The sequence below is a fragment of the Edaphobacter sp. genome (assembly GCF_028283685.1).
In the GTDB taxonomy this organism is placed as follows: domain Bacteria; phylum Acidobacteriota; class Terriglobia; order Terriglobales; family Acidobacteriaceae; genus Edaphobacter.
In genome coordinates, this window is record NZ_JAPWKF010000008.1 from 227267 (window position 1) to 252275 (window position 25009).

The 25009-nt window shown below is 63.4% G+C and carries 26 protein-coding genes; 11 read left to right on the forward strand and 15 right to left on the reverse strand.

The genetic code is table 11. The features are described from left to right. Positions 1-178 precede the first annotated feature (178 nt). Together PW789_RS15965 and PW789_RS15970 are read left to right on the forward strand one after the other, a co-directional pair. Complete coding sequence (locus tag PW789_RS15965) at positions 179-901, forward strand: sigma-70 family RNA polymerase sigma factor (protein ID WP_299378394.1); 723 nt, start codon at positions 179-181, stop codon at positions 899-901. Further along, complete coding sequence (locus PW789_RS15970; RefSeq protein WP_299378397.1) at positions 898-1584, forward strand: zf-HC2 domain-containing protein; 687 nt, start codon at positions 898-900, stop codon at positions 1582-1584. The genes PW789_RS15965 and PW789_RS15970 overlap by 4 nt, the downstream gene beginning before the upstream one ends. A gap of 55 nt (positions 1585-1639) precedes the next feature. Here PW789_RS15970 and PW789_RS15975 read toward each other — a convergent pair whose 3' ends face one another. The 7 genes from PW789_RS15975 to rlmB all read right to left on the reverse strand — a co-directional run bounded on the left by PW789_RS15975 (position 1640) and on the right by rlmB (position 10997). Then, positions 1640-3358 (reverse strand): AsmA family protein, encoded by a 1719-nt coding sequence (locus tag PW789_RS15975; protein ID WP_299378399.1) that lies wholly within the window; start codon positions 3356-3358, stop codon positions 1640-1642. A 38-nt stretch (positions 3359-3396) separates the two neighbouring features. Further along, on the reverse strand, positions 3397-4197 hold the full coding sequence (lepB, locus tag PW789_RS15980; protein ID WP_299378862.1) for a signal peptidase I: 801 nt from the start codon (positions 4195-4197) through the stop codon (positions 3397-3399). A 106-nt stretch (positions 4198-4303) separates the two neighbouring features. Next, a complete protein-coding gene (gene lepB, locus PW789_RS15985) occupies positions 4304-5161 on the reverse strand; it encodes a signal peptidase I (RefSeq protein ID WP_299378402.1) in 858 nt (285 codons plus the stop codon). After that, entirely contained in the window at positions 5158-5991 is an 834-nt protein-coding gene (gene rnc / locus PW789_RS15990; RefSeq protein ID WP_299378405.1) for a ribonuclease III, read from the reverse strand. The genes lepB (PW789_RS15985) and rnc overlap by 4 nt, the downstream gene beginning before the upstream one ends. A gap of 65 nt (positions 5992-6056) precedes the next feature. Beyond that, positions 6057-7814 (reverse strand): hypothetical protein, encoded by a 1758-nt coding sequence (locus tag PW789_RS15995; protein WP_299378409.1) that lies wholly within the window; start codon positions 7812-7814, stop codon positions 6057-6059. Positions 7815-8009: 195 nt separating this feature from the next. After that, on the reverse strand, positions 8010-10184 hold the full coding sequence (locus tag PW789_RS16000; protein WP_299378412.1) for a hypothetical protein: 2175 nt from the start codon (positions 10182-10184) through the stop codon (positions 8010-8012). Then, positions 10185-10997 carry a 23S rRNA (guanosine(2251)-2'-O)-methyltransferase RlmB gene (gene rlmB, locus PW789_RS16005; RefSeq protein WP_299378415.1) on the reverse strand — a complete coding sequence of 271 codons (813 nt, stop codon included), beginning with the start codon at positions 10995-10997 and terminating at the stop codon, positions 10185-10187. It lies immediately after the preceding gene. A gap of 163 nt (positions 10998-11160) precedes the next feature. Between rlmB and PW789_RS16010 the strand changes: the two genes are divergently transcribed. From PW789_RS16010 to PW789_RS16035, 6 genes are all read left to right on the forward strand, one after another. Continuing rightward, positions 11161-11796: an RNA polymerase sigma factor gene (locus PW789_RS16010; RefSeq protein ID WP_299378418.1), complete on the forward strand. Its 636-nt coding sequence runs from the start codon at positions 11161-11163 to the stop codon at positions 11794-11796. Then, positions 11793-12194, forward strand: coding sequence for a hypothetical protein (locus PW789_RS16015; RefSeq protein WP_299378421.1), 402 nt, complete (start codon positions 11793-11795; stop codon positions 12192-12194). Before PW789_RS16010 ends, PW789_RS16015 begins: the two co-directional genes overlap by 4 nt. Beyond that, positions 12191-12748, forward strand: a complete 558-nt coding sequence (locus tag PW789_RS16020; protein ID WP_299378423.1) for a zinc ribbon domain-containing protein — start codon at positions 12191-12193, stop codon at positions 12746-12748. Before PW789_RS16015 ends, PW789_RS16020 begins: the two co-directional genes overlap by 4 nt. Positions 12749-12790: 42 nt before the next feature. Then, a complete protein-coding gene (locus tag PW789_RS16025) occupies positions 12791-13636 on the forward strand; it encodes a LytTR family DNA-binding domain-containing protein (RefSeq protein WP_299378425.1) in 846 nt (281 codons plus the stop codon). A gap of 188 nt (positions 13637-13824) precedes the next feature. Further along, positions 13825-14151, forward strand: a complete 327-nt coding sequence (locus PW789_RS16030; RefSeq protein WP_299378427.1) for a PadR family transcriptional regulator — start codon at positions 13825-13827, stop codon at positions 14149-14151. Between the two features lie 39 nt (positions 14152-14190). After that, positions 14191-16836 (forward strand): ABC transporter permease, encoded by a 2646-nt coding sequence (locus PW789_RS16035; protein ID WP_299378429.1) that lies wholly within the window; start codon positions 14191-14193, stop codon positions 16834-16836. A gap of 30 nt (positions 16837-16866) precedes the next feature. Here PW789_RS16035 and PW789_RS16040 read toward each other — a convergent pair whose 3' ends face one another. From PW789_RS16040 to PW789_RS16050, 3 genes are all read right to left on the reverse strand, one after another. Next, positions 16867-17535 carry a BON domain-containing protein gene (locus PW789_RS16040; protein WP_299378432.1) on the reverse strand — a complete coding sequence of 223 codons (669 nt, stop codon included), beginning with the start codon at positions 17533-17535 and terminating at the stop codon, positions 16867-16869. A gap of 85 nt (positions 17536-17620) precedes the next feature. Then, positions 17621-18109 carry a hypothetical protein gene (locus PW789_RS16045; RefSeq protein WP_299378434.1) on the reverse strand — a complete coding sequence of 163 codons (489 nt, stop codon included), beginning with the start codon at positions 18107-18109 and terminating at the stop codon, positions 17621-17623. 13 nt (positions 18110-18122) lie between these two features. After that, positions 18123-19025 (reverse strand): hypothetical protein, encoded by a 903-nt coding sequence (locus PW789_RS16050; RefSeq protein WP_299378436.1) that lies wholly within the window; start codon positions 19023-19025, stop codon positions 18123-18125. Positions 19026-19129: 104 nt separating this feature from the next. On the opposite strand from PW789_RS16050, the gene PW789_RS16055 reads away from it, so the two are divergent. From PW789_RS16055 to PW789_RS16065, 3 genes are all read left to right on the forward strand, one after another. Then, the gene (locus PW789_RS16055) at positions 19130-19420 is read left to right on the forward strand and encodes a hypothetical protein (protein ID WP_299378438.1); all 291 of its coding nucleotides are present in this window, start codon (positions 19130-19132) and stop codon (positions 19418-19420) included. Between the two features lie 169 nt (positions 19421-19589). Beyond that, the gene (locus PW789_RS16060) at positions 19590-19943 is read left to right on the forward strand and encodes a DUF2934 domain-containing protein (protein WP_299378440.1); all 354 of its coding nucleotides are present in this window, start codon (positions 19590-19592) and stop codon (positions 19941-19943) included. A gap of 138 nt (positions 19944-20081) precedes the next feature. After that, positions 20082-20597: a hypothetical protein gene (locus PW789_RS16065; protein ID WP_299378442.1), complete on the forward strand. Its 516-nt coding sequence runs from the start codon at positions 20082-20084 to the stop codon at positions 20595-20597. 79 nt (positions 20598-20676) lie between these two features. Here the strand turns inward: PW789_RS16065 and PW789_RS16070 are convergent, their stop codons facing one another. The 5 genes from PW789_RS16070 to glmS all read right to left on the reverse strand — a co-directional run bounded on the left by PW789_RS16070 (position 20677) and on the right by glmS (position 24592). Further along, the gene (locus PW789_RS16070) at positions 20677-21342 is read right to left on the reverse strand and encodes an outer membrane beta-barrel protein (protein ID WP_299378444.1); all 666 of its coding nucleotides are present in this window, start codon (positions 21340-21342) and stop codon (positions 20677-20679) included. A 188-nt stretch (positions 21343-21530) separates the two neighbouring features. Continuing rightward, positions 21531-21713, reverse strand: a complete 183-nt coding sequence (locus tag PW789_RS16075; protein WP_299378446.1) for a hypothetical protein — start codon at positions 21711-21713, stop codon at positions 21531-21533. Positions 21714-21783: 70 nt separating this feature from the next. Continuing rightward, positions 21784-22314: a transposase gene (locus PW789_RS16080; protein ID WP_299378448.1), complete on the reverse strand. Its 531-nt coding sequence runs from the start codon at positions 22312-22314 to the stop codon at positions 21784-21786. Positions 22315-22596: 282 nt separating this feature from the next. Beyond that, positions 22597-23025, reverse strand: coding sequence for an SIS domain-containing protein (locus tag PW789_RS16085; RefSeq protein ID WP_367182583.1), 429 nt, complete (start codon positions 23023-23025; stop codon positions 22597-22599). Further along, complete coding sequence (gene glmS, locus PW789_RS16090) at positions 23003-24592, reverse strand: glutamine--fructose-6-phosphate transaminase (isomerizing) (protein ID WP_299378450.1); 1590 nt, start codon at positions 24590-24592, stop codon at positions 23003-23005. The genes PW789_RS16085 and glmS overlap by 23 nt, the downstream gene beginning before the upstream one ends. Positions 24593-25009 lie beyond the last annotated feature (417 nt).

Consider the following 25009-nt stretch of genomic DNA (forward strand, 5'->3'; position numbering starts at 1 on the left):
TCAGGCATAGGACCTGTTTCGTCAAACCTGCCGGGAACTTCTCTCAAGATACCGGTGTCTAAGGTTTTAGAGTGTGAGCGAGCACTCGGCCGCCGGCGGCGAATTTATTCCCATGCATCGCAACTGGTGCATGTTTGCAAGTGGTAACACAAAGGTCGTACTGTAGAGGTCATCCTGTATGCAGGCGGGAATGTTCGTGGGAAATCTAGCCAGCGCGATTGGAATCACGACGGAGGAAGCAGCCCTTGTCGCCGAGCTTAAGGCCGGCAGCGAGGACGCCTTCGGCATGCTCATCGCGCAGTACCATCAGCCGCTCTTCTCGCTGATCGCCCGCAGCCTCACCGATCCTGCAGACGCCGCCGACATTACCCAGGAAGTCTTCATCAAGGTCTTCCGCAATATTCGCGGTTTCCACGGCGAATCGAGCCTGCGCACCTGGCTCTATCGCATCGCCCTGCACGAGGCCTCCAACCAGCGCCGCTGGTGGTCGCGCCACAAGCGGCAGGAGATGACGATCGACTCGCCGTTGGAGTCTGCCGATGCAGGAGACGAGGGTCTGCCGCTGATCGCAACGCTGGCTGACTCCAGCAGCTCTCCTTATGACTATGCCGCGCAGGCTGAGCTTCGCAATCGCGTGGAAGCGGCGCTTCGACTCCTGCCCGAGGCGTTTCGTACCGTCGTTGTTCTGCGTGAGATTGAAGGATTTGCCTACGAAGAGATTGCCGAGATCCTGAATGTGAACATCGGGACGGTGAAGTCGCGTCTGACGCGGGGACGTTCCGCGCTGCGTGCCATTCTCATGGCTGATTCGGCCATTAATAATTCTGCTTCTTCCACATCAGGGGTCCCATCCAATCAACGAAGCGGGAATGTACCTTCCCGGGAGATGGTTGCTCGATGAATCTCACAGGGTGCGGTAAATATCGTTCTTCCTTTTCGGCCTATCTGGATGGCGCCGTCAGCGGGAAGCAGATGCAGTCGATCGCACAGCATCTGGATGGCTGCGAAGACTGCCGTAGAGAGTTCGATTCGTTGCGCTCCATGCAGCGTTCGCTTGCCCTGCTCGGGCCGGCAAAGGCTCCTGCCGATATGGGCACGCGTCTGCGCGTCGCCATCTCGCACGAGGTTGCCGATCGCAAATCCAGCTGGCGCGACGCCCTCGCGGTGAGATGGGATAACGCCTTCCGTCCGCTGCTGGTGCAGGTCTCCGCAGGTTTTGCCAGCTCGGTAGCGCTGGTGGGCGGCATCATACTGCTGCTGGGGGCGGTGGCTGCGCCTACTGCTGTTATGGCCAACGACGAGCCGCTGATGGGCTCGATGACGATGCCGCACTACCTTTACTCGGCGGGCGTGCCGCGTCCCATCATCACGCCGCAGGACACTGCCGTGGTGGTTGAGGCGTTAGTCAACGATCAGGGCCGCGTCTATGACTACAAGATCATCTCCGGTCCTGAAGATAAGACGGTGCAGATTCAGATCCTCGACCAGCTGGCGTTGTCGGTCTTCGAACCGGCCCGCGTCTTCGGCGCCCCGGTTCGGGGCCGCGTCCTGCTGACCTTCTCCGGCATCTCGGTCCGCGCCTAAAACTCTACAAAATATTTCAGAAAAGCAGGAGGGAGACCTTCTGCTCTTCTGCGTGTCAGCGGCGATGCTTTGCGTTGCCCGCCTGCGGCTGGCTGGGAGTTGTCTGCATCCACGCGTGCTGCGCGGACCATCCTGCCGCCGTCGAGAGATCGATGTGCACGGGAGGGACTGCACCCTGCGCGGCGGTGTCTTCCGTCGCAGCCTTTGCCTGAGCGTCCACGTCGGACTTCGCAGCTGCAGGCGTCTCGTCTTTCACCAGCCCATTGCCCAGCGGAGCGATCGCTCCGGCGAACGCCCGCAGGCGAAGCGGGGTCGCCATACCGGAGAGGCGCATCGCGTAGCCGTTGCCGTCGAACTGGCCGTTCAGGCTCGCAGGGTCTCGTCCGCCCAGCAGAATCGGCGTCGGCGCCAGTTGCAACATCGAGCTGGTCCCGTCTGCCGCAGGCACCAGGTGCAGCTCCACATCGCCGTTCAGCAGCGGAGCGTCGTCTGCCGCCGTGCGCAGGGTGCCGTTGTGCAGAGTCATCTCGCCCGTCCATGCGGCTGACGTCGCCGGATCGTGGACCAGGCTGGCCGTCAGCGTGCCCGTGGTGGCGATGCTGTCCGAGATGTTCGCGCTGCCGAGGCGCAGCCAGTTCACCAGCGTCGCCGCAGGCACGCCCGAGGTTCCCAGCCGCAGCGCTGCGGTCTGCGGGTGACGGACATCGGGGATCTCGCCCACCAGCGCGACAGTCGGGCCATCTGCGGCGCCCGGAGGCCAGGAGCAGCGCAGATCGACGAAGGAGTGGAAGACCGAGGTGGCCGTGGCAAAGCACTCGACGTTGGCCGAAAGTGGCTGCTGCGGCACAAAGTCGGCGCGGCGGGCCCCCAGCAGGCGCAGGCGGCTGGTGACGGCGCTCTCACCCAGTGTGCCGCGGATGTGGGCGCTCAACACCAGGTTGCCGCGCCATCCGGCGTCGTCGCCGGTCAGCACGCGGCTGGCCTCGCCCAGCGGAGCATCGCGCCACTGGCCTTCGACATCGACCGGGATATGCGCCAGGGAATCGCCACGTCCCAGCGTGCCTTCAAGCTCGATCGCGCCCGTGTCCGAGGCGCTGGAGTCGGTGCGCGCCGGGCGGGCCTTCAACCGCAGCTGCCACTGGTTCGGGTCGGGCGACCATAGCGCGAACTCGCTCTCCACCAGCGAGAACGGCGTCTTCTCGTTGTCCAGCTTGAAGTTCAGCCGCGCATCGGTGGCCTCGATGTAGGGGAAGCGGGGCGTCGGGCCGGCGCGACGCTGCGAGGTCGGCGCGGCGTCGATATGCGAGGCCTGCAGCAGCACCTTCTCGATGTTCCACTTGCCGTCGGAGGTGTGCACCAGGTTGACGCTGGGGCTGGTAAAGCTGATGGTCGAAAACTCCACGCGGCGGCGCCACAGCGACGAGAGCCGCAGGGTGACGCGAACCTCATTGGCGCGGATGATGGGTTCCGCGCCGAAGGCCGGGTCTTCATCCACCACGAGGTTCTGGATCTCGAAGCCCGGCAGCGGCAGCAGGCTCAGCGAGACCTGGTCGAGGTGCACCGGCCTGCCCAGGCTGCCGCTGATGCTGGTCGCAATGCGGCGCTGGTAGCGGTTGACGTTGATCAGCGGGGGCAGCAGGGCCAACCCCAGCAGCACCAGGACCAGAATAGCGGCCAGCCGCAGGTTGCGCACGGTCTTGCCGCGCGCCGGGACGGTGCCGTCGGGAAGGGGAGTCTGCTGCACGTCGGCGTTGATAGGGTCAATCTGTTGCATCGTTACGGTCTTCGGATCTGCCTGAACGACATCCGGCTCTACCGGATCAGGTGGAACGTCCTGCTCCAGCGCGTCTCGGTGAAGAAGTGGATGAGGATGTGCGTCATGAAGGAGAATCGGTCGGCGATCGTCTGCTTGTTGGCCTGGTCGGCCGGCGTCTCGAACGACCAGTAGACGAACAGCGGCCGTCCCACGATGTTCTCGCGCGGCACGAAGCCCCAGAAGCGGCCGTCCAGCGAATCGGGCCGGTTGTCGCCCATGGCGAAGACCTTGCCCGGAGGCACCACCAGGTCGCCGCCCTCGATGTGCGTGGGCAGCTCGTACTGCCAGCTGGCCGTCACCTGGTACATCGGGTCGGGAGGAATGCTCGGGAAGTCGTCGCGGTAGGGCTGATACTCGTGCTGCGGATCGCCGTCGGAGGAGGGCATCGCGGCGTACGGCTCGTTCTGGGCCACGCCGTTCCGGTACACCACGCCGTTGCGCAGGTGGATGCGGTCGCCGGGAAGGCCGATGGCGCGCTTGACCAGGAACATGTCCGGCTCGCCCGGCTTCAGGAAGACGATGATGTCGCCGCGGTTGACATCGCGGTAGTGCGTAAACGGAGCCCACTTCGTCGGAGGCGCCAGCGTCACGCGGTCGACCAGCACATGGTCGCCGATCAGCAGCGTCTTCTCCATCGAGCCCGAGGGAATCTCGAAGTTCTGGAAGATGAACGTCATCACGAAGAGGCCGACGGCCAGCACGCTGGCGATCGAGGATAACGACTCGAGCGGTGTCTCGGTGCGCTCGTCCTGCTGGGCAGCGGACGTTGCCTGCTCTTCGGTTTGAGTCGTTTCCATCGTCTTCATCAGTACCAATCTCCCGGCGGGATGCCTCTGGTCAGTGTATCGCTGAAGTGCCCTTCGCTGCCCGGTTATGTGGGAGCCGGCCGCCGGAGGGTATCTTTTAGCGGACGATGTGCAGTACCCGGTCCCAGCGGGCGAACCCGGTCAGCCCGGCCGCCAGTTCGCTGCTGCGAGGCAGGGCTCTTACCCTGTCCCGCTGGCCGTCGCGCAGCGAAAAGTAGATCAGCAGCGGACGGCCCACGATCGAATCCTCCGGCACGAAGCCCCAGTAGCGGCTGTCCTCGCTGTCGTTGCGGTTGTCGCCCAGGACAAAGTAATTGCCCGCCGGAACGATCAGCTCGCCGTCGTCCACCAGCTTGCGCATCCGCATCCACCAGCGCGAATCGATCTCCGGGTCGGCGCTCTCCATACGGGGGAAGTTGTCGCGGAAGTTGTCATGCGCCGCGGGCCGGTAGACGGCATACGGCTCGTCGATCGGCTTGCCGTCGATCTGCACGTGTCCGCCGCGCAGCCGGAGATGGTCGCCCGGAAGCCCCACCACGCGTTTGACCAGGTGCATCTCCGGGTTCATCGGGAAATGAAAGACGATGACGTCGCCGCGATGAATCGCCGGGCTGGGCAGCAACGCGCTGCTGTCTTCCGCTGTCGCCGTCACCTGTTTGTCGACCAGTAGAAAATCACCGATCAGCAGTGTCGGCTCCATCGAACCCGATGGGATACGGAAAGGCTGCACGTTGAAGGTCACGATGAAGACAGCGACCGTAATGATGATCGTCAGTGTCTGGATGGCAGGCAGAAGGCCGTGGCGCTCATGCGGGTGAGGCGCCGGGCGATGGTATCGTGCGGCCGCCTGCCGTGAAGGGGATGCAGCCGTCTGCTGCGACCGGGGTACCTGCACTGCGGGGGGCTGCTCCCGGCCGGGGGCGGATGTCACCTCCGTCGTGAGCGGCCTGCTCATTGCGCGGCTCCCAGCCCCGTCTCGTCTGCGGGAGGCGGAACCGGATCGGCGGCCTCCTCGGCCAGCAGCCGCTCCACGGCGATCCGCGCCGCCTGTTGCTGTGCCTGTTTCTTGGTCGAGCCCTCCGATTCGCCGAGCGCACGCGATCCTCCACGCCCATCCGGGATGCGGACCTCCACGCGAAAGAGCTTCTGGTGGTCCGGCCCGCTCTGCGCCGTGAGCACATACTGCGGCTGACCGGCTCCAATCGCCTGCAGATGCTCCTGCAGCGCCGACTTGTGATCGCCGATGGCCCCTGAGAAGGTCTCTCCCGCCTTCAGCGCGCCGTTCAGCTCCGGTATCGACGGCTCAATGATGTAGTGCTCAATGAAGGCGCGTGCCGCCTCCATTCCGCCGTCCAGGTAGATAGCGGCGATGACGGCCTCGATCGCGTTCGCCAGCAGCGCAGGCTTCTGACGGCCTCCGCTCTGCTCCTCGCCGCGGCCCAGCAGCAGCATCTGCCCCAGGCCGATGCGTGCGCCCACATCTCCCAGGTGGCGGCGGCTCACCAGCGAGGCGCGCAGGCGTGTCAGCTCGCCCTCCCGCGAGTGCGGGAAGCGGCGGAAGAGGCTCTCTGCAACGGCAAGGCCCAGCACGGCGTCGCCCACAAACTCCAGCTGTTCGTTGTCCGAGCTGGGATCGGGCGAGGCCTCGTTCCCGCTCTCGTAGGCCAGCGAGCGATGCGTCAGAGCCCAGGTCAGCAGCTCCGGGCGCTCAAAGGTATGGTCGAAGAGAGCCTTCGGCGTCGCGCCCGGATGCTTCGGTGCGGACTTTTTGCGACGGGTGGTCATGCTGCTCCCTCTCGGAATACTCTACCGGATGGATGGACGCACGAGCCCCTTGCCGGGGAAGCGTTTCAGCGAGGCGTATCCGGTCGATAAGCCTGCTTCTCCGCCTTTCCGCTGGGGTCCAGCGGCTCGTTGTCGTCGTCCTGCGTTTGCGATCTCTTCGGCAGAAGGAAGGGCTGTTTAATGCCTTGTTCAGCTGCGGCACGCGTGTCGGGCTGCGAGTCGCGGACGGCCAGCGCCGCCTTATACTCCGCCACGGCCTTGGGCCGTTCCGGGTGTTCGACATCCGGCTGCGCCGGGTCGCGTGCAACGTCGTAAAGCCGCCCCATGTAGATGTGTGCCCAGGCCAGCGTGCGCGGATCCCTGGCCTCGGTGAGGGTCTTGTTGAAGTGCTCCATCGCCGCTCCGGGATCGCCGTGAATCAGCTCGATGCGCCCGGCGAGATAGTTCGCCTGCGGGTCATTCGGATTGGCCTTGAGGGCCGCGTCGGCCATCTCCTCGGCACCCGTCGTGTCACCCTTTATCAGCTTCATCTCGGCCAGGTCCATGCCCTGCAGCTGGCGCGGTGCGCGGCGCACAAAGTCGTTGGCGCCCTCGGGCAGAAACTCGATATGCTCGGCCGAGTGGCGCTCCCGGTCCACGTCCATGCCGTACACCATCTCGGCGATGTCCTCGCGCAGGCTGACGCCTTCCTTCTCCATCGCGCCGATCTTGTCGTAGAAGTAGCCGGTCAGCGCATACCCCTGGTGCATGTCGAGGTCCACCTGCCTGCGGCGGACCACCTCCGCCTCACGCTCCCACGCCGCCAGGTTCGCCTCGTAGCCGGTCAGATCCGTGCGCACGCGGATCTGCGTCGGTCGCACCGGCTTTGCCACGCCCACATCCATCGTGTGCGCCTCGATCGCCTTGATCATGCACTCGGTGATCAGCGCCGCCACGTCGGACTTATACGCGAAGTCCAGCGGAGCATCCTGCACCGCCTTCAGCAGAGGCAGCAGCCGGTTCATCGCGCTGGCGCGGGCATACACCAGCGGCTCCACCTCGTAGTGCAGGTAGGTGTGCCGGATCTGGTCCATATGCACCTCCCCGGTCGCCGACGGCGAAGCCACCACGATGTAGTCGTTGCCATAGATACGCGCGTTCGTCGTCGAAGGAGCCAGCATCGGCTCCAGCAGCACCAGGAAGCGGCGGCCGTCGTAGCTGGAGACCGGCATCTTCAGGTAGAGGTTGGTGTCGAGTACTGTCTTGGTCAGAGGCTCGTGAATCTGGTTCACCAGCGCCTCGTACTCCGGCCGGTGCATGATCCAGATCGCATGCAGGTTGATGTCTGCGGCGAAGTTCCTGAGCAGCGGCAGAATGTTCACCACCTGCGTCGAATCCGGCGGAAGCTCCGTCTCGCCTACCGAGGGCGTCAGCGCCGGTGGAGGGTCCACGTACAGCGACAGCGAGATGTACTGCGCGATGGTCTGGCCAGGATCGTTCAGCTGGTGGTCACGGATGTACGCGCACAGTTTGTCGCGATGGTCGCGAGCCTCCGGCGTTCCGTTGGCCAGCGCCTGGATCACCTCGTCGCGTACCTCGTGCCGCACCGGGGCCGAGGCTGCAAGATCGTTATCGTAGCCGCAGGCGTTCAGAGCCACGGCAATGTCGAACAGCGGCTCGCTGGTCTCCAATGTCACCGATGCTCCCGCAGCCTCCGACTGGATCACTCGCGGGCGCGCCGGCAGGCCGGGACGATTGTCGATCGTCGCATCCGGACGGCTGGCGCCCGAGCTGGAACTGGAAGAGCTGGAGCCCTGCTGTGCATTGGCAGGCAGACAGACCATCGGAGCTGCAAGCAGCAAAGAGAGAGCAAATGACGAAGATCGGATAAAAGGAGACACGATATATATAGTTTTCGACGTTCCAGTGGAGTTTAGGAGAGTGCCGGAGGAGGTTGCAAACCCATTCGGGAGCCCGGTGCGGGAGCGCGGCGTCGGCGGCATCGCATGGCCTCCTCCAACCCGCTCTCTGTAAATGAGTTACGGCGTTGTGGACGGGGCCGCAGGCTGAGTCGTGTCCTGTTCGTCGACCACATGCAGGCGGTAGCGGTGGAGCGGAGCGACGGTCTCGGGAATGCTGCCATCGTTCACCAGCACCTCATCCGGCACACCTCCAAACAGGATGCGCGTCGTAACAGACGCCTGCGGGCCGATGCGGACGCGCTCCGTGGTTGTCAATTTGCCCGAGCGCACCGTCACCGGCACCTCGACGTTCACGTTGCCCTGGTTGTGGACCTCCACCGCCACCAGCCAGCTGACGTCCTTGCCGTTCTTCGCCGTCAGGCTGCGCGGTGTCACGTTGGTGATCGAAAGATCGGCCAGCCCGCGGTCGTTATAGACCCAGTCGTCGAAGACCCACGCCAGGTCTTTGCCCGACGCCCGCTCCAGCACGCGCTGAAAGGCATGCGGGTCTTCGGGGTTTTCGGGAGTCGCGCTGCGGGCCATATCGCGGTAACGCTGCAGCGCCTGTTTCAGCGGCCCGTCGCCGGTGATTGAGCGCAGCATGTACAGCACCGCCGCAGCCTTGGCGCGATAGTAAACCTCATCGTGTGCCGCAATCAGGCTCTGACCAGCCTCGCCCGGAGGAGGCGTGAGCGTCTCCGGCAACGGCTGCGCGGTCTGACTCTGTGCCGCGCTATCTGGCGTTGAACTGGAGCTGGAGGATGAATTCGACGAGTAGCTCTCCGGCGGACCCGGCAGGTTGCGCGGGTCGAACGGGATGCCGTTCTGCTGCTTTTTCGGCATCGGAGCCTGCGCTGCTATCGAAGGCTCCCCCTTGGGAGCCTCAGCGGGAGGCTCCGGCTCCATCAGCGTCAGTGGCGTAATCAGGCCTCGCAGCCCTGCCAGCGCCCTGTCGCGTCCATCCACGCCTTCGTTCTGCACAATGGCCATAAACTGAGGCACACCCTCATTTAGCCAGGGCAGGGAAGAACGGAACCAGGCATGCGTCAGCGAGTGGACCAGCGCCCCTGCAATCTCCGGCACGCTGGGCGCCGTCATCGGAATCGCCAGCAGCGCGTCATCTTCGAATGGCTGGCCGGGATGGTCGAGGATCGTCAGCGGCGTGATCGGCGCCTGCCCCAGCCAGTCCTGCAGCAACGGGGTCAGCGACCCTGCTGCTGTGTTGTACGGCGTGATGGCCTCAGGCCGATCCGTCGCCACGGAGAGAAGCTTGTCCTCGCTGGGCCGCGTCGCCTGCCAGCTCACAAACAGGCTGGGCGTGCGGAAGCCCAGCGGGCCCGCCGGAAAGTTTGCCGTCGCGACACCGTGCGACTCGTCCACCAGGGCATCCGGCTCTTCGGTCACATGCTCGGCAGGCTGATGCTGTCCGTTGACGTAGACATCGACCGGCGGCTCGCCCGTGTACTCGATTGCCAGCCTTAGCTGGAAGTTCGATCCCGCCTCTCGGAGCCGCGACTGGCCGATCGCCTGGAAGAGCTTGGCGCCATCGCCCAGAAATAATGCCGGAGAGCTGACCGGGTACCAGGCCACGTTGCCGAAGCCGCGCAGCGCGATCTCCTGCGCCATGATGCCGTCCCAGTCCACGCTTGAGGCTCGCTCCGGAGGAGCGCCGATGCGCGTCAGCCGCGCCGCCGACTGCGGCAGCGTACCGGAGTAAAGTGCGGTCAGCGCCAGCGATGCGCCTGGAGCCAGCGGCTGGGGCAGATTCACCAGAGCCTCCGACACCTCGCCGGTATGGTCGGCGTCCGTTGCCAGCGTGTGCTGGGTAAACGTCAGCGGCGCACCCGCCGCGATGGACTCCCACTGGAGCGTTGAAGAGATCTGCAATGTCAGCTGTGTCAGCGGCTTATCCGACCCATTGCGTACCGTGAACCGCACCCTGGCCGACAGGCGATTCGTCGCCGGGGCCATGTGCAGGTCGAGATCGCGGCCCGTAAACACCACCGCCGAGCGCTGAGCGTCGGTAATGGCGGCGACTGCCGCCTGCGGCGTGGGATTGGCGACCGCCGCGTGACCCTCCGGCGTCTCCTGCACATCGTTGCGATGGAACAGAACCTTGCCGCGAGCGCCGTGCTGCTCCGTCGAGGGGGCGGCCTGAGGCGTCGTCTCTGCAGGCTGCTGTGCCTTCGCAGGTTGCTGCGCTGCGGCGATCGAGGTCGCCAGAAATGCTGTAATCAATGTGGAACGAATCATTTAGAGACTGCCAAGACCCTTCGGCTTCTTCGCGGCCTTGGGGGCTGCGGCCGTCTGTTGGACGGTTGAGCCGCCGTTTCGGCCCCCTTGCCGCTGCCGCATGGCCTCGTACATCACCACTGCGCCAGCCACGGAGACGTTGAGCGACGACACCTGACCCGCCATCGGAATGCGCAGCAGGTGGTCGCAGGTCTTCTTCACCAGGTCGTGCAGCCCCGCACCCTCGCGGCCCAGCACCAGGCAGCAGTCCGTGGTGGCGAAGTCGAAGTCCGTGTAATCCGGCGTGCCCCGCTCGTCGAGGCCGACGATCCAGATATTCGCCTTCTTCATCAGCTCCAGCGAGCGGACAAGATTCGTCACCCTGGCGATGCGAACATGCTCCGACGCTCCCGCCGAGGTCTTGGCCACGGTCGCCGAAATCGGCGCCGAACGCCGCTCCGGCAATATGATGCCATCCACCCCCGCGCCGTCGGCGGTGCGGATCAGCGCACCAAGGTTGTGCGGGTCTTCCAGCCCGTCCAGCGCCAGAAAGAAGCGGCGTTCGCCCTTCTTCCGCTCCAGCAGGTCTTCAACCGTCAGGAACTGGCGTTCGCGCAGGAAGGCGACCACGCCCTGGTGCATATCGGTCTTGGCGATACGGGTCAGCTGATCCCGCGGCTCCAGAGAGACGCGGATGCGGTTCTCGCGTGCCATCGCCGCGATCTGTTCCAGCTTGCGATCCGAGCGCTCCCGCGCGATCGAGATGCGGTCGACACGCCCCGAGCCGGAGCGGAGTGCCTCTTCCACGGGATGGAGGCCGTACAAAACGTCCATCCCTCAAGTCTAACCGCTCAAAAAGCCGTTTTCAGGCCTCCGGAATGGCCGTAAACTGTCTGCGGCAGGCAAATTTCTGGCTCCAGCAACGATTCCCACGCATTTTTCATGAGAAAAGGTCAGCCTGCGCGACTTTTTCTCTAAAGAGGACGTCACTATCGCTATGGATGCAGGATCCGTGTCGCTGACCGCCGCCCAGGCCGCCTCTCTCAACGAAAGCGAGAATGCGGCGATTGCGCGCGGTCTGAAGCGTCAGGACACTGAGCTGCTCGACCACCTGATCGAGCAGTACCAGCACCGACTCCTCCGTTATCTGCTCTTCCTCACCGGCCGCCGCGAGACCGCGGAAGACCTCTTCCAGGAGACCTGGATGCGCGTGCTGCTGCGCGGTGCGCAGTACAACGGCAAGGCCCGCTTCGATACCTGGCTGTTCACCATCGCCCGCAACCTGGTCATCGACCTCTCGCGCAAGCGCACCATGGCCAGCCTCGAAGAGATGAGCGAACAGAACGAAGATGACCGCCCCTTCGAGGTCGCCTTCGAAGGACCTTCGCCACTCGAACAGTTTCAGTCGCGTGAGAACTCCGCCGAGGTCGGCCAGATCCTGCTGACGCTCGAGCCCGCGCACCGCGAGGTTCTGATCCTTCGGTTCTACGAAGAGATGTCGCTTGAAGACATCTCCACCATGACGCGCGCTCCGCTCTCGACCGTCAAGTCGCGCCTGTATCGCGGTCTGGCCTCGCTGAGGCCGGAGCTGGCCAAGCTCCGGAGCAATCGCCTGATGGAGGCAAGAGGATGAGCGAACTCTTCGAGAGAGCACAGGGACGGGACAACGAACGGCCCGCTCCGCTGGGATCGATCGACTTCGGTTCGCTGAATGTTGCCGCCGGCGCCTCGCTGGTCAATCGGACGCATCGCGTTGTGCGCGAGCGCGCCAACCAGATGTCGAAGCGCCGCGACCGTATCCGCAGCCTGATGGCGCCGATGGCGATCAGCGCGGCGATGCTGGTCATCCTGGTTACAGCGGTATGGACGGTCTTCGACGAGTACGAGATCAATCCGACCGGCTTCGTCGACTCCAGCGATCAGTATCTCGTCCTTGCCGTGTGGTTTCTTCCGCTCTCCCTCGCGCTTCTGGGGATGGCGTGGTGGAACCGGACCCGAGGACGCCGTTCGGAAAATGAGTACATGCGATGAACCTGCCATGGAGACAGAACGGAGCAGCACAGGGAGACCTGCGCGAGCAGCAGCCGGACAGTGAGGACCAGCTCAGCCTGATCCCCGCCTGGTCGGTGGTGCTGGCGGTTGCCGTCTTCACCGCGGTGCAGTATCTCTTCCACGTCGTCATGCCCCACCACAAGCACGAGCTGCTGCCGATGCGGCTGCTGATGGGCTACTCCTGGGGAACGGCCTTCGCCAGCTATGTTCTGCTCGTCGGCTACGTCAGCCGCGATATCAAGCGCCGCCGTATGCCTGCCGGTCTATGGATGTTGATCGTCGTGCTGATGCCCGGTGGTATCGGTGCCGTCGTCTACTTCCTGCTGCGCCAGCCGCTGATGCAGCCCTGCCCGCACTGCCGCACCGAGCTCACCGTCGGTTGCCACTTCTGCCCGCAGTGTCAGTTTCAGATGGCGCCCGTCTGCGGACGCTGCTTCCGCGGCGTGCAGATCACCGATGTCTACTGCATGCAGTGCGGCCACGACCTGGCCGAGGATCACGCCCCCGCCCGCCTGCGGGCGTATAGTGACTAGTGGAGTTGCCTGCTCTGGGATGAGTCGGACTCCGCTTGTCCCATGTCACTGACAGCACTCATCATCGACGACGAACCCCTCGCCCGGCAGGAGCTCCAGTACCTGCTGGAACATGCTGGCGGCGTCCAGGTGTTGGCGCAGGGAACCAACGGCATCGAAGCCGTCGATCTGATCCGCAACCACAAGCCCGATGTCGTCTTCCTCGACGTGCAGATGCCCGGCCTCGATGGATTCGGTGTCCTCAAAAAGCTGCTGGACCGCAAGCTACCCATGCCGCAGGTCGTCTTTGCCACCGCCTTCAACCAGTACGCCGTGCGCGCCTTCGAGGTGAACGCCGTCGACTACCTGCTGAAGCCCTTCGACCGCAAGCGTGTCCTGCAGACCATCGAGAAGGCGCAGTCGCGCATCGCGACAGCCTCCGTCGAGTCCGCCTCCGCCGCCATCACCGATGCCTCGGTCAGCGAAGCGACCGCGAAGCTTGATGCACTGCTGAAGCTGGTCGAAGAACAGGCCGCGCAGGCCGCCGGCTCTCCGCCGCAGGTGCGTGCAAACACCGGCAAGGTTGTGGTGCGGGCGCAGAACCGTCTTCTCCTCGTCGATCAGAAGGAGATCTGCTTCGCCTCCATCGAAGAGGGCACCATCACGGTGGTTACCCGCACCGTCGAAGGCCACTCCAACTGCCGCACCATCGAGGAGCTGCAGAGCCAGCTGGACCCGGAGATGTTCTGGCGAGCGCACCGCTCCTACCTCGTCAACATCCAGCACATCCGCGAGGTCGTGCCGTGGTTCAAGTCCAGCTACCAGATCCGCATGGACGACCCCAAGAAGACCGAGATTCCCGTCAGCCGCGCCCAGACCAAGCGCCTGCGCGACCTCTTCAATCTGTAGACACGCCTCAATTCCTGCTCGCTTCGCGAAGTCTCTGATCCGCAACGTCTCTGGCGAGCGAAAGCATCCTCTGTTCGGCATCGCTGGCTCACTCAGCAAAGAAAATTGAAGTTGCCGGGAACAATTTTTGTCTCTCGACGTACTGATGCCTAGACGGTCTACAAACAGTTCGTGTAGATAATCATAGTATGGGACGACCAAATGATCTTGTGCAGGGAACACTGGGCCTGCTGATCCTCAAGACGCTCTCGCTTGAGCCGAAGCACGGCTGGGCGATCGCCAAGCGGATTCAGCAGATCTCCAACGAGGTGCTGCAGGTGCAGCAGGGCTCGCTCTATCCGGCCCTGCAGCGGCTGGAGCAGCAGGGGTGGATTCGCTCGAAGTGGGCGGAGACCGACACCGGCCGGCAGGCGCGCTTCTACTCGCTGACGGCCGCAGGCAAGGCGCAGCTCGAACACGAGCGCGAGATGTGGAGCCGTCTTTCGGCGGCCATCGATCTCGTCGTCGAGAGCTAGCGGCAATCACGGAGGCACGCGATGCGCTGGATGCACACCATGAAAAAGTTGCTGTCGACGCTCTTCCGCCGCGGCAGCGAGACCGCGCGGCTCGACGAGGAGATGCGCTTCCACCTCGAGCAGGAGATCGCCGAGCAGGTGGCGCAGGGTCGCTCGCCCGAAGAGGCCCGCAAGGCCGCGATGCGGCGCTTCGGCAATCCCGCACTGCTGCGCGATCGGTCACGCGACGGCTGGAGCTGGGGCTGGCTGGAGACGCTCGCCCGCGACCTTCGCTTCAGCACGCGCTCTCTGCTGCGTGCTCCCGGCTTCACCATCACCTCGGTGGCCGTCATGGCGCTGTGCATCGGCGCGACCATCTGCCTGTTTACCGTCGTTCGCGCCGTACTGCTTGATCCGTTGCCCTTCCGCGATCCTGGCAAACTGGTGATGGTGTATGAGCACTGGCGCGCCACCACCTACGGTTCGCCTTATAACCCGGTCGCGCCGGGAGATTTTTTTGAGTGGCGGGCGCAGACGCATGGCTTCGAGGATATGGCCTCATACCACTACTCCAGCCTGACGGTCACTGGAGACCACGGTGAGATGCCAGAGATGGTGGCGGCGCAGAAGGGCACGTGGAATCTCTTTCCGCTGCTGGGAGTGACGCCTGCGCTTGGCCGAACCTTTCGTGAAGAGGAAGACACGCTGGGAGATCACCATGTCGCCCTGCTGACGTGGAGCTTCTTTCAGAGGCGCTTTGGCGGCGATCCTGCGATTGTGGGAAAGACGATCCGAATGGCGACAAGGCCCTACACGGTTATTGGTGTGCTGCCGGAGTGGTTTGTGTATCCCGATGCGCGGACGCAGGTGTGGGTTCCTTACGCGGACGGAGAGACGGCCGAGCGGCTGCACGAGCACGACAATCATTATCCCTATGTCGTTGCGCGGATGAAACCCGGCGTCAGCCTGAAGACGGCCACCGATGAGGTGAGCGCGCTGCAGTACCGGATGCATCTGCAGTATGCGGGGCTGCCGGTGGCCGAGGACGTCATGTCGCGTCCGATGATCGAAGACGTCGTGCAGGACGTGAAGACGCCGCTGCTGATGATGATGTCTGCGGTGGCGTGCATGCTGCTGATCGGATGCCTGAATGTGTCGAATCTCCTTGTTGCTCGTGGAGCAGCGAGGCAGAAAGAGATGGCGATTCGCGGCGCTCTCGGGGCAGGCCGTTTCGCGCTGCTGCGGGGGCAGATGACGGAGACCCTGATTCTTTGCGCCTGTGGGGGAGCCATCGGGTTGTTGTTGGCGCTGACGGGAACGGCATGGCTGAAGCTGCACTGGCGCGATCTGCCTCGTGCGTCCTCCATTCACGTCGATGGAATGATCGTGCTGTTCACCTTTGGCGTGGTGGGCGTGACGGCGATTCTCGCAGGGCTGCTGCCGGCGTTGTCGTCAACCCAACGCGGAATTCTGGAAGGGCTCAAGGACTCTTCGCGCGCTGCGGGAGCGGGTGTGTCTCGTGCCAGGTTGCGCAAGACGCTGCTGAGCATTGAGATTGCTTTGACGGTCATGTTGTTGCTCTCGGCGGGATTCCTGTTGAAGAGCTTTATCCAGCTGCGTACGACGGAGCTGGGCATCGCGGGCGATCATCTGCTGACGCTGCGATATAACCTGCCGATGGAGGTCTATAGCAAACCGGAGCAGAGCGTTGCCTTTTCTGAGTCGCTTCTGGAGCGTGTGAGGCGCATTCCGGGAGTGCAGTCAGCGGGGCTGGGTTCGACGGTACCGGGCGCAGGCTGGGACGGCGACCAGGTCTTCATCGTCCCGGAGCGCCCGACCCACGAGACCAACAAACAGCCCGATGCGATGATCCGGTATGCGGACCCTGCTTACTTTACGACGCTTGGTATTCCCCTGGTTGCAGGAAGGGTGTTCAACGAACACGATCGGCTGGATCAATCCAAGAAGGTCGTCGTCTCGCAGGAGCTGGTGAAGCGGTACTATCCGGGCGAGAACGTGATCGGGCGCACGATTGTGATGGGAGCCGACATCACCAACAAGAAGCGAACCTATGAGATCGTCGGCGTGGTTGGAGACACCTTGTGGAAAGTGGGAGAGCGAACGAAGGCAACGGTGTATTACCCGGTCCTCTCCGGCGACACGGGCTATCGATCCACCCTGGTGTTACGCACAGCCGGCGATCCGCTCAGCTACGCCGTTGCGGTCCAGAAGGCAATCGGTTCGCTCGATCCGCAGCTGCCGCTTGTCGAGATTCTGACGATCCCGCAGATCGTTGGTGAGTCGACGGTAAACCAGAGCTTCTCCGCTTCACTGGTACTGATCTTCGCAGCGCTTTCGCTTCTGCTTGCAGGCGTCGGCCTCTACGGCGTTCTCTCGTACATCGTGACGCAGCGCGTGCCGGAGATCGGCATTCGTCTCGCGCTCGGCGCTCGGCGCGGACAGGTACTGGGGCTGGTGCTGCGCGATGGATTATGGCCTGTCGCGTCCGGGCTGGTGGTTGGCATCGCCTTCGGCATCGCCGTCGGCTATGTCATCCGTTCGCTGCTGTACCAGACCCGGCCACTCGATCCGACCGTCTTTGCCTGGATGGCTGCCCTGATGCTGGCGGTGGCTGCCTTAGCCAGCGCAGTGCCTGCATGGCGGGCCTCAAGCATCGACCCGATGCAGGCGCTGCGTACGGAGTAAGTTCTGCGGCTGAGTATCGATGCAGTGCTTTTACTTCGGCGCCTGCCCCGGCTTCGAGCCCTGCACCACCAGGTCGTTGTCGACGCTGAACACGCCCGACGTGCCGTTGGCCTGGATGTAGGCGATGTTCGAATCCATCGTGTTCAGCACCACGCCGTACAGCGTAACGTGGCCGTTGTTCACGATGATGTGGATCGCGTGATAGCCGATCGGCGGATTCTGCGTAATGCCTCCGGCCATCATGCCGAAGCGGCCGCCGCCCGGCCCCATCGCACGCGCAATCGAGCCCTGGTTGGCGTTGTACTTGCGCAGCGACGCCTGCGTGTAGATGCGCGAGTACACCTGTGCGCGGATGCGGTCATCGTTGTTCGACAGCGGCAGCACGACGATCTCGTTCTCCACGGTGGATATGTCCTTCACCCGCTTAAGCGCGTTCTCTGCGTCGCTCTTGAGGATAGGGCGCGAGGCAAAGCCCTTCAGCACGACGGTCTTGCCGTGAACGCCGAAGGTGATCCAATCGAAGACCGAGTAGGTCGTCAGACTGCCCAGCTGCTTCTGGACGTCGGTGACAATTCTGGTGAAGTCCTCCTGCGACCACGTCGGGTCGGGAGCGGCCTGTGCCGCCTGATCCTGCGCCAGTGCGAGCGAGGGAGTGCAGGCGAGAACAAGAGAGAGACAGAAGGCTTGGATGTGGCGCATAAGAGAATCTCCTTGATCGAATGAAATGCCTGTCTCCGGCCAAATAGCATCAGGCCGGAGTCGCATCCAGCATAGCCCATCGGAGTTAAAGCTTGGCTGCCACCGCCAGCACCTTGCTGATCGCCTCGATCACACTGGCTGCCGTGTTGATGTTCTTCGTGATGGTGCGGATGTCTTCCTTGATCTCCTCCAGCGCCTTGTTCGCATGCTCGATCTTCGGCAGCAGCGCCTTGTAGGCCGTGGCGTTGGCCTCGAGCTTCGCGCGGCTTAGCCCTGTCAGAATCTCGTAGACCGCCTCGCGCGTGCCCTGGATCGTGTCCTTCGAATGCATGTCGGTCGCATCCCAGTAGGCCCGGCCCAGCGTGTCGAAGAGCTGCTGGTAGCTATTGATCGCGTCGCCGATCGCATCGTAGCTCGTTACAGGAGCCTGCGCCGCCGCCGTCGTTGCGACTGGCATCATCGTTGTGGCTGGAGTTGTCGTTGTGGCGGGCGCCTTCTCGGTCTTCATCGCCGTGGCGATGGTCATGGTGGCGTGTGCCTTCGTGGGCAGCGTGGCGATCTTCTTGTTGGACATGATTCTCTCCGGGTTAGCTGGTTGCTGTGGGCAGCGACTGGTAGTAGCTCGCCAGCCGCTGACCGGTGGCGCTCAGCTCGGCGATTCGCGCCGTCAGCGATGGCGCATCCTTCTTGCCCGCCGCCGCGGCCAGCGCATGATGGGTCAGCGCCAGCTGGCGAACGCACCTCTCGAGATCGGCCAGCATGTCGTCCGCCGCCTGCTTCTCTGCAAGAATCTGCGGCAGTCGCTCAATCTCCGCTCGCCGCTCGATGGGCTGCAGATCTTTGCCGGCGTGGCGGATGAAAGCATCCTGCTCCATCAGCAGCACCTCGTAGTCGTTGCCCGACTGTCGGCGCAGCACGGCGATATCGTCCAGCAGCAGTTTGCATAGCGCATCGACACTGGGGTCCATCGCCTCGATCGTCTTCGGCAGCGAGCCGTTAATCTTGCGCGAGATCAGGAACTCGCCCAGCGCCTTCATCGCCGTGCTGGCTCCATTGGCCTGCTCCGGCGTGATGGCGATGCCCACCGGCGTCGTCGCCGAGACCGCGCTGCCCAGGCTCACCAGGTTGCTGCCCACCGCCGCGGAAGCGTCATCCAGCTGCTTCGACGAGACCCCGCCCGCCAGGTCGGCCACGGTCTGCGCGTAGCTTCGCAACCCGTCGAGCACCGTGCGGCGCGTCCGCAGCCCCTCCGCGTCGATCAGATGTTTGATGGCGTGCGGGTCCATCGGCTGCGTGTCGTATCGCGCCACCAGCAGGGCGCTCTGCACCCGGTCGTTGCGCCGCACCGCCGAGCGAAAGGCGTCCTCCGAGTTGTCGACGACAAAGGATGTGGCGGAGGAGAACGCAGCCGTCTGCCTGGCCAGCGGTGACAGCGTGCAGCCAGTTAACAGGAGCGCAGCGATAAGAGGGGCCCCTGAAACCAGTCGCATGTTCATGACGCCCAAGGAAAAATGTTCGATGAAAGATTGTCAAGAAGTCTCTACGCGATCTTTGCGAAGATGAGAGAAGATCGACAGGGAAGAGGGACGGCGATTTGAAACAGCTCCTGGTGCGTACGCTGATGGGAATACTGGCGATTGCGGGCATCCTCTGGGCCGCGGACTGGCTCGTCTGGCAGGGCCGCAGCCTCGCCGGCAAGGGCGACGGCACCGTCACCGTCGGCCACTTCGTCGTCGCCCCGCTCAAGGGCGGTAAGGAAGAGTACTACCCCGACGGCCAGCTCCAGGTACGCTGCACACGCTCACTGCTGCCCGAGGGCTTTCCCCAGGCCGGCGCCAAGCCCTGCTGGTGGCTGGAGCGCAACCCCGTCGTCTTCGAGCGCTGAAATCGTCTTTGAACCCTGAAATCCGCTTCGAGCGCCGAAACATCGCCTTTATTCGCAAACTGAATCCTTAATATGCCCACCCGGCGTGCAGAGACGCGCAGCCAGTTCTAAACTGGGGACAGATGCCCCGCACGTTGGTGGCGAAACCAGGTGAGGAGAGTTCAGCATCATGAGCACCGACAACGAGAAGAAGCCGGCCAAGACAGCCGCCAAACCGAAGAAGACAGCGGCTGCCACCGCAGCCAAGAAGGCTGTCAAGGCAGAAGCCGCGCCCAGCGCGCCCGCCGCCGCAAAGTCAACCGCTGCATCCAAGGCAACCGCTGCACCAAAGGCAACCACCGCCGCCAGATCCGCTGCCGCTGCTGGTATCCCCGAGGCCGCTACGCCTGCAGCCCTGCGTAAACCCACCCACGACGAGATCGCCTACCGCGCCTACTTCATCTATCTTGAGCGCAACGGCCACCACGGCCATCACGACAACGACTGGCACCGCGCCGAGCAGGAACTGCTCAAGCTGCTCTAACCGTCGCATTACCATAGAGATCCCGAAAAAATCCCGGCGCTCTGCCGGGATTTTTCTGCCTGATCCGTCATTTATACGTTGCAAAGAATTTCACAGGGCAACCGTCCCCTCCGTACGGTCATCATCCCAAAGATGAAGATGAATTCAGGTCTTTTTAATGCACGATCTTTGCGGAGCCTTGCCGCTCCGTTTGGTGTACTCACTTTTGGTCTGGTGCTCGCCGCCTCTTCGGGCGTGGCGGTCGCACAGGGCCCTCCGGGACACGATTACCACCACGATGATCACCACGACAACCATTACAACGATCATCACGACAACCATTACAACAACCGTTACAACAACCATCACGATAACCACTACAACAGTCACAACGACTGGCGCTTCCAGAACAATCACCGCGACCAGTTCTATTCGCACTATCGCAACGACGCCATGCGCTGGCGCGGCCGGCAGCGTCCCAACTTCTATCGCGGACAGGTCATTCCTCGCGGCTATAGCATCCAGGTCGTCCCGCCGTCCTACTGGCGCGGCGCCCCGCCACCACCCCCCGGATACCAGTACGGCTACTATGACGGCTACGTCGTCGCCTACGACCCCACCACCCGCATCGTCGCCGACGTCATGGATATGGTGGCCGCGGCCACTGTCCGCTAACAGCTGACCGTATCAAGCGAACCACAGGGCCGCGGCGGCACCCCATCTTCGCCGCGGCCTTTCTCTCGTTCGCTGGGCTCTAGTGGCTCACACCCGGATAATCCTGCGACAGCGGATGCCACTGCGGATCACTCCGATCCGCCTTATGGCTCCGGTGGAACGCCGAGAAGTGGTAGCTCACGCCCACACTCATCGCCCGCGCCCACGCCGTGCCCGACTCCGTCACCGGAATCCCCCAGTGCTGCATCTGGATATCCGCCTTCACCGACAGCCGCGGGTTCAGATACACATCCACGCCCCCACCCGGCGAGTAGGTGAAGCCTGTCGTCCGCACATACCCCAGCGTGTTGTAGATATAGCCCGACGGATAATCCACGCGCCCCAGGCCAAACAGCACATCGCCATACGGCTCGAAGCGGCCAAAACGCCTCCGCACCACCGGCCCGCCCAGCACCGTCATCTCCTTCGAGGCCGTGCTCGCCGCCGACAACGGATACGTCGCCCGCAGCTCCACCGCCGTCGTATATGCTCCAAACGGCCTCAGCGTCAGGCTCGCGCCCGCCGTCAGCGCGCGGTTCGACCCCATGAAGCCCGTCTGCGTCTCCGTGCCCATCACAAAGATCGAGGTGTTCTCCTCCATCCCGCGATTCACGGCTGGAACCGCCTGCGCCACGGCGGCATGTGCGGAAAAGAGCGCGGCCGAAAGGCCCAGGACGACAGAAAGACGGCGGTACAGCTCAAACATGCAACAGGGGCCCTTTGTGCATCCGGGCTCCTGTGCCACACGCAGCCCACTGCAGCGGAGAAACTCGCTCTCCTGCACGTAATGACGGGATCTGTCGGCGATGAGACTACAAGCGACGACACGCCGCTACACGGGGACGACATACGCAGTCGGAGCAAGCCGCTCCCGCAGCCAGAGGGACGAGCGGTCTACTCGTTGGCGATCATCTCACGCAGGTCGGCGATGTGCTGCTTGATGACCTCGATCCTCTCCGGCCACGAGCCAGCACCGGTGTGGTCGGGGTAGGGAACGCCAGCGGCGTACTCACGCTCTGCCTCGGCAAGGCCGGTAAGAAGATGTTCGAGCTTCTGCTGAAGCGTAGGGCCAGACATGGGGTTAGGGTAGCACCTGCTGTTTTGTAGAGGATGTACGAGCATCTACCGGGATAATCGGGTGCCCCATTCATGCAGTTTCATCGCATGAGTGGGCATTCGCGCGCAGCGCGAACCTCTCCCGATCCACCCAATGTGAAGCAATCCTGATGACGCCCTCTTCTCCCATCGCATAATGACGAAAGCTGCTCCAGCGAGAGTCCTCCGACCTGGCCACGAGTCCGCGCGTCACAGGATTGCGATGGATATATTGCACCTTCTCCACGAACTTACCGGTCGTAAATGTATTGAAGTCGTAGTAACGGCTCTGCCAGAATCGTTCGCGCTCTCCGCGCAGCAGCTTCGACGACTCTCCCTTGACGACCCGCAGAAACGAAGCCAGCGTGCGCACATCCGGCTCGCCGGTTAGCAGATGTACATGCTCCGGCATCAGCACGTAGGCGTATATATCGAGCGAATGCGACTGGCGAGCCCGTTCGACGGCTCGCTCAAGAACGTTCTTCGGCTCAGACGAATCCAGAAATGGAAGACGGTGATAACAGCTAAACGTAACGAAGTGGAGCTGGCCGGTGCTCTGTCGCCGTTCAAGGCCGATGGGCATGCTCTGGATAATAGAGCACCGAATATGGTCTCGGTGCAGAACTCGTCAGCACGCAAAATAAGAAATTCCCAAAACGGTTACAAAATGGTGCCCCATTCATGGCGCAGCTTCATCGCGACATGAGTGGGTTTCTCCCGATGCTATAAGCCAGCCGTGTAACTCGAACAAAATGGTTCGAGCTCCGCTCGAATGCCCACTCATGCGATGAGGCTGCATGAATGGGGCACCCGGCTCATAGTGCTTCAGGGATGGGCAATTGAGTAAAACGGCGCGACACAAAAACTACTCCACCGTCACACTCTTCGCCAGATTCCTCGGCTGATCCACATCGCACCCGCGCCTCACCGCGATGTGGTACGCCAGCAGTTGCAGCGGCACCACCTCCAGGATCGGCAGCAGCAGCTCCGGGGCTCTGGGGATGTAGAGGGTGTGTTCGACCAGGCTTGAGATCTCGTCGTCGCCCTCCGTGGCGATGGCGATGACGCGGCCCGCACGCGCCGTCACCTCCTGAATATTGCTGAGCGTCTTCTCGTACTTCAGCACGCTCGCCGGGTCGTCCGGGTCTTTGGTGGCGATGCAGACCACCGGCAGCGACTCGTCGATCAGCGCGTTCGGCCCGTGCTTCATCTCGCCCGCCGGGTAGCCCTCCGCGTGAATGTACGAGATCTCCTTCAGCTTGAGCGCGCCTTCAAGCGCGATGGGATAGTGGATGCCCCGGCCGAGGAAGAGAAAAGTCGTGCGCCGCGTGGAAGAGCCTCGCGATGTGCTGGCACTGCTCGTCGAGCGAGAGCCGCGGACGGTAGCGGCGCTCGGTGCCGGCCCACTCCGGCGGCAGCTTGGGCTCGGCGGCGACAGCCGTGGCGGTCGGCGCAGCCACTCCCTCCGACATGCCGGTCGTATCGGCGCGGTTCAGCGAGAGCATGCCCTCGAGCTTCGCCGGCAGGCGCGATAACTCCGTCGCCAGCCGCAGCGACTCTGCTGCCGTAATCGTCCCGCGCGTCTGCGCCAGGTGCAGCGCCAGCAGAAACAGCGCCGTCAGCTGCGCGGTGAACGCCTTGGTCGAGGCCACGCCGATCTCCGGCCCGGCGTTGGTCGTAATCGTCCCCGCCGCCAGCCGCGTCACCGCCGAGCCGACGACGTTGGTGATGGCCAGCGTAGGCGAGCCCTTGGCTATCATCTCTGCCTGTGCCGCCAGCGTGTCGGCGGTCTCACCGGACTGCGTGATCAGCAGCCCGATGGCTGTCGGATCGGCGATAGGGTCGCGGTAGCGAAACTCCGAGGCGTAGTCGACATCGACCGGCAGCCGCGCCAGCCGCTCGATCATGAACTTGCCCGCCAGCCCGGCGTGCCAGCTGGTGCCGCATGCGGCGATGGTGATCTGCGAGGCCGAACGGATCTGCTCCTCCGTCAGCGAGAGATCGTTGAAGAAGACCTGCCCGGTGTCGAAGGCGATGCGGCCCAGCGCGGTGTCGCGCACGGCGCGTGGCTGCTCGTTAATCTCCTTCAGCATGAAGTGCTTGTAGCCGGACTTCTCCGCCTGGATGGGGTCCCACGCGATGCGCTGCACCTTCAGCGGCAGCGGCGCGCCTTTGAAGTCCGAGAGCGTGACGCCGTCCGCAGTCAGCACCGCCAGCTCGCCGTCGGCGAGAAAGTGAATATTGCGCGTGTGATGCAGGATGCCCGGCACATCCGACGCGAGGAAGTATTCGCCGTCGCCGATGCCCAGCACCGCGGGCGGACCCATGCGTGCCGCGACCAGCTTGTCGGGCTCGTTCGCCGACATCACGCCAATCGCAAAGGCTCCATGCAGCCGCTTCACCGCCTCGCGCACGGCCTCCTCCAGCGGAAGCTCGGGCAGCTCTTTCAGCTCCTGTTCGATCAGGTGGGCGATGATCTCGGTGTCGGTCTCGGTGACGAAGGTGTGGCCCTTCCCCATCAGCTCTTTCTTCAGCGCGATGTAGTTCTCGACGATGCCGTTATGCACCACCACCAGTGAATGCGTGCAGTCGCGGTGCGGATGCGCGTTCTCCTCAGTGGGACGGCCATGCGTGGCCCAGCGTGTATGCCCGATGCCGAAGCTGCCATGCAGTGGTCGCTCAGCGAGCACGGCTTCCAGGTTGCGCAGCTTGCCGGGGGCGCGGCGAAGCTCCAGCCCGCGGCCGCCGCCCGCCACGGCGATGCCGGCTGAGTCATAGCCGCGATACTCCAGACGGCGCAGACCTTCGATGATGACGGGGACGACGGGCTTTGGACCGATGTAACCTACGATGCCGCACATGAAAGAGAGTGTAGATGCCCGCGCCGCTTTTTTGCAGGAAGTCGTTGAAGAAGTAGGCTAACGGCGGAAGAACGGCCTGCGTTCGCCGTAATGCGCATAGACCGCGATGATGATGTCGTGCTGCGACGCTTGAGCATTTCCAGCAGAACGCCAAGGGCGATTCGTGACTGTTATGAGTAAGCGGATGAGATACGAGATCTATTCTCACAAACCCCTTGCAAAAACTTTGGGGCCGGATTAACGTAGCGTTACTCCGTAACCGAGAGCCGAATTAAAGCGGCCCATTACTGCTGCCGTCTCACCCTTCTCCGAGACCGAAACGCCTTGCGCTGCCCAGATGCCGCGCACTTTTCATCATCCGCACCCAGACGCTGCGGCAGGCCTCAATTTCGTCTCATTTGATCCGCCCCTGAAAAA

Bases quoted from the DNA above. Each gene is read 5' to 3' on its own strand.
- PW789_RS15965 (WP_299378394.1), top strand. From the start codon at position 179: ATGCAGGCGGGAATGTTCGTGGGAAATCTAGCCAGCGCGATTGGAATC.
- PW789_RS15970 (WP_299378397.1), top strand. From the start codon at position 898: ATGAATCTCACAGGGTGCGGTAAATATCGTTCTTCCTTTTCGGCCTAT.
- PW789_RS15975 (WP_299378399.1), bottom strand. From the start codon at position 3,358: ATGCAACAGATTGACCCTATCAACGCCGACGTGCAGCAGACTCCCCTT.
- lepB (WP_299378862.1), bottom strand. From the start codon at position 4,197: ATGGAAACGACTCAAACCGAAGAGCAGGCAACGTCCGCTGCCCAGCAG.
- lepB (WP_299378402.1), bottom strand. From the start codon at position 5,161: ATGAGCAGGCCGCTCACGACGGAGGTGACATCCGCCCCCGGCCGGGAG.
- rnc (WP_299378405.1), bottom strand. From the start codon at position 5,991: ATGACCACCCGTCGCAAAAAGTCCGCACCGAAGCATCCGGGCGCGACG.
- PW789_RS15995 (WP_299378409.1), bottom strand. From the start codon at position 7,814: ATGGTCTGTCTGCCTGCCAATGCACAGCAGGGCTCCAGCTCTTCCAGT.
- PW789_RS16000 (WP_299378412.1), bottom strand. From the start codon at position 10,184: ATGATTCGTTCCACATTGATTACAGCATTTCTGGCGACCTCGATCGCC.
- rlmB (WP_299378415.1), bottom strand. From the start codon at position 10,997: ATGGACGTTTTGTACGGCCTCCATCCCGTGGAAGAGGCACTCCGCTCC.
- PW789_RS16010 (WP_299378418.1), top strand. From the start codon at position 11,161: ATGGATGCAGGATCCGTGTCGCTGACCGCCGCCCAGGCCGCCTCTCTC.
- PW789_RS16015 (WP_299378421.1), top strand. From the start codon at position 11,793: ATGAGCGAACTCTTCGAGAGAGCACAGGGACGGGACAACGAACGGCCC.
- PW789_RS16020 (WP_299378423.1), top strand. From the start codon at position 12,191: ATGAACCTGCCATGGAGACAGAACGGAGCAGCACAGGGAGACCTGCGC.
- PW789_RS16025 (WP_299378425.1), top strand. From the start codon at position 12,791: ATGTCACTGACAGCACTCATCATCGACGACGAACCCCTCGCCCGGCAG.
- PW789_RS16030 (WP_299378427.1), top strand. From the start codon at position 13,825: ATGGGACGACCAAATGATCTTGTGCAGGGAACACTGGGCCTGCTGATC.
- PW789_RS16035 (WP_299378429.1), top strand. From the start codon at position 14,191: ATGAAAAAGTTGCTGTCGACGCTCTTCCGCCGCGGCAGCGAGACCGCG.
- PW789_RS16040 (WP_299378432.1), bottom strand. From the start codon at position 17,535: ATGCGCCACATCCAAGCCTTCTGTCTCTCTCTTGTTCTCGCCTGCACT.
- PW789_RS16045 (WP_299378434.1), bottom strand. From the start codon at position 18,109: ATGTCCAACAAGAAGATCGCCACGCTGCCCACGAAGGCACACGCCACC.
- PW789_RS16050 (WP_299378436.1), bottom strand. From the start codon at position 19,025: ATGCGACTGGTTTCAGGGGCCCCTCTTATCGCTGCGCTCCTGTTAACT.
- PW789_RS16060 (WP_299378440.1), top strand. From the start codon at position 19,590: ATGAGCACCGACAACGAGAAGAAGCCGGCCAAGACAGCCGCCAAACCG.
- PW789_RS16065 (WP_299378442.1), top strand. From the start codon at position 20,082: ATGAATTCAGGTCTTTTTAATGCACGATCTTTGCGGAGCCTTGCCGCT.
- PW789_RS16070 (WP_299378444.1), bottom strand. From the start codon at position 21,342: ATGTTTGAGCTGTACCGCCGTCTTTCTGTCGTCCTGGGCCTTTCGGCC.
- PW789_RS16075 (WP_299378446.1), bottom strand. From the start codon at position 21,713: ATGTCTGGCCCTACGCTTCAGCAGAAGCTCGAACATCTTCTTACCGGC.
- PW789_RS16080 (WP_299378448.1), bottom strand. From the start codon at position 22,314: ATGCCCATCGGCCTTGAACGGCGACAGAGCACCGGCCAGCTCCACTTC.
- glmS (WP_299378450.1), bottom strand. From the start codon at position 24,592: ATGTGCGGCATCGTAGGTTACATCGGTCCAAAGCCCGTCGTCCCCGTC.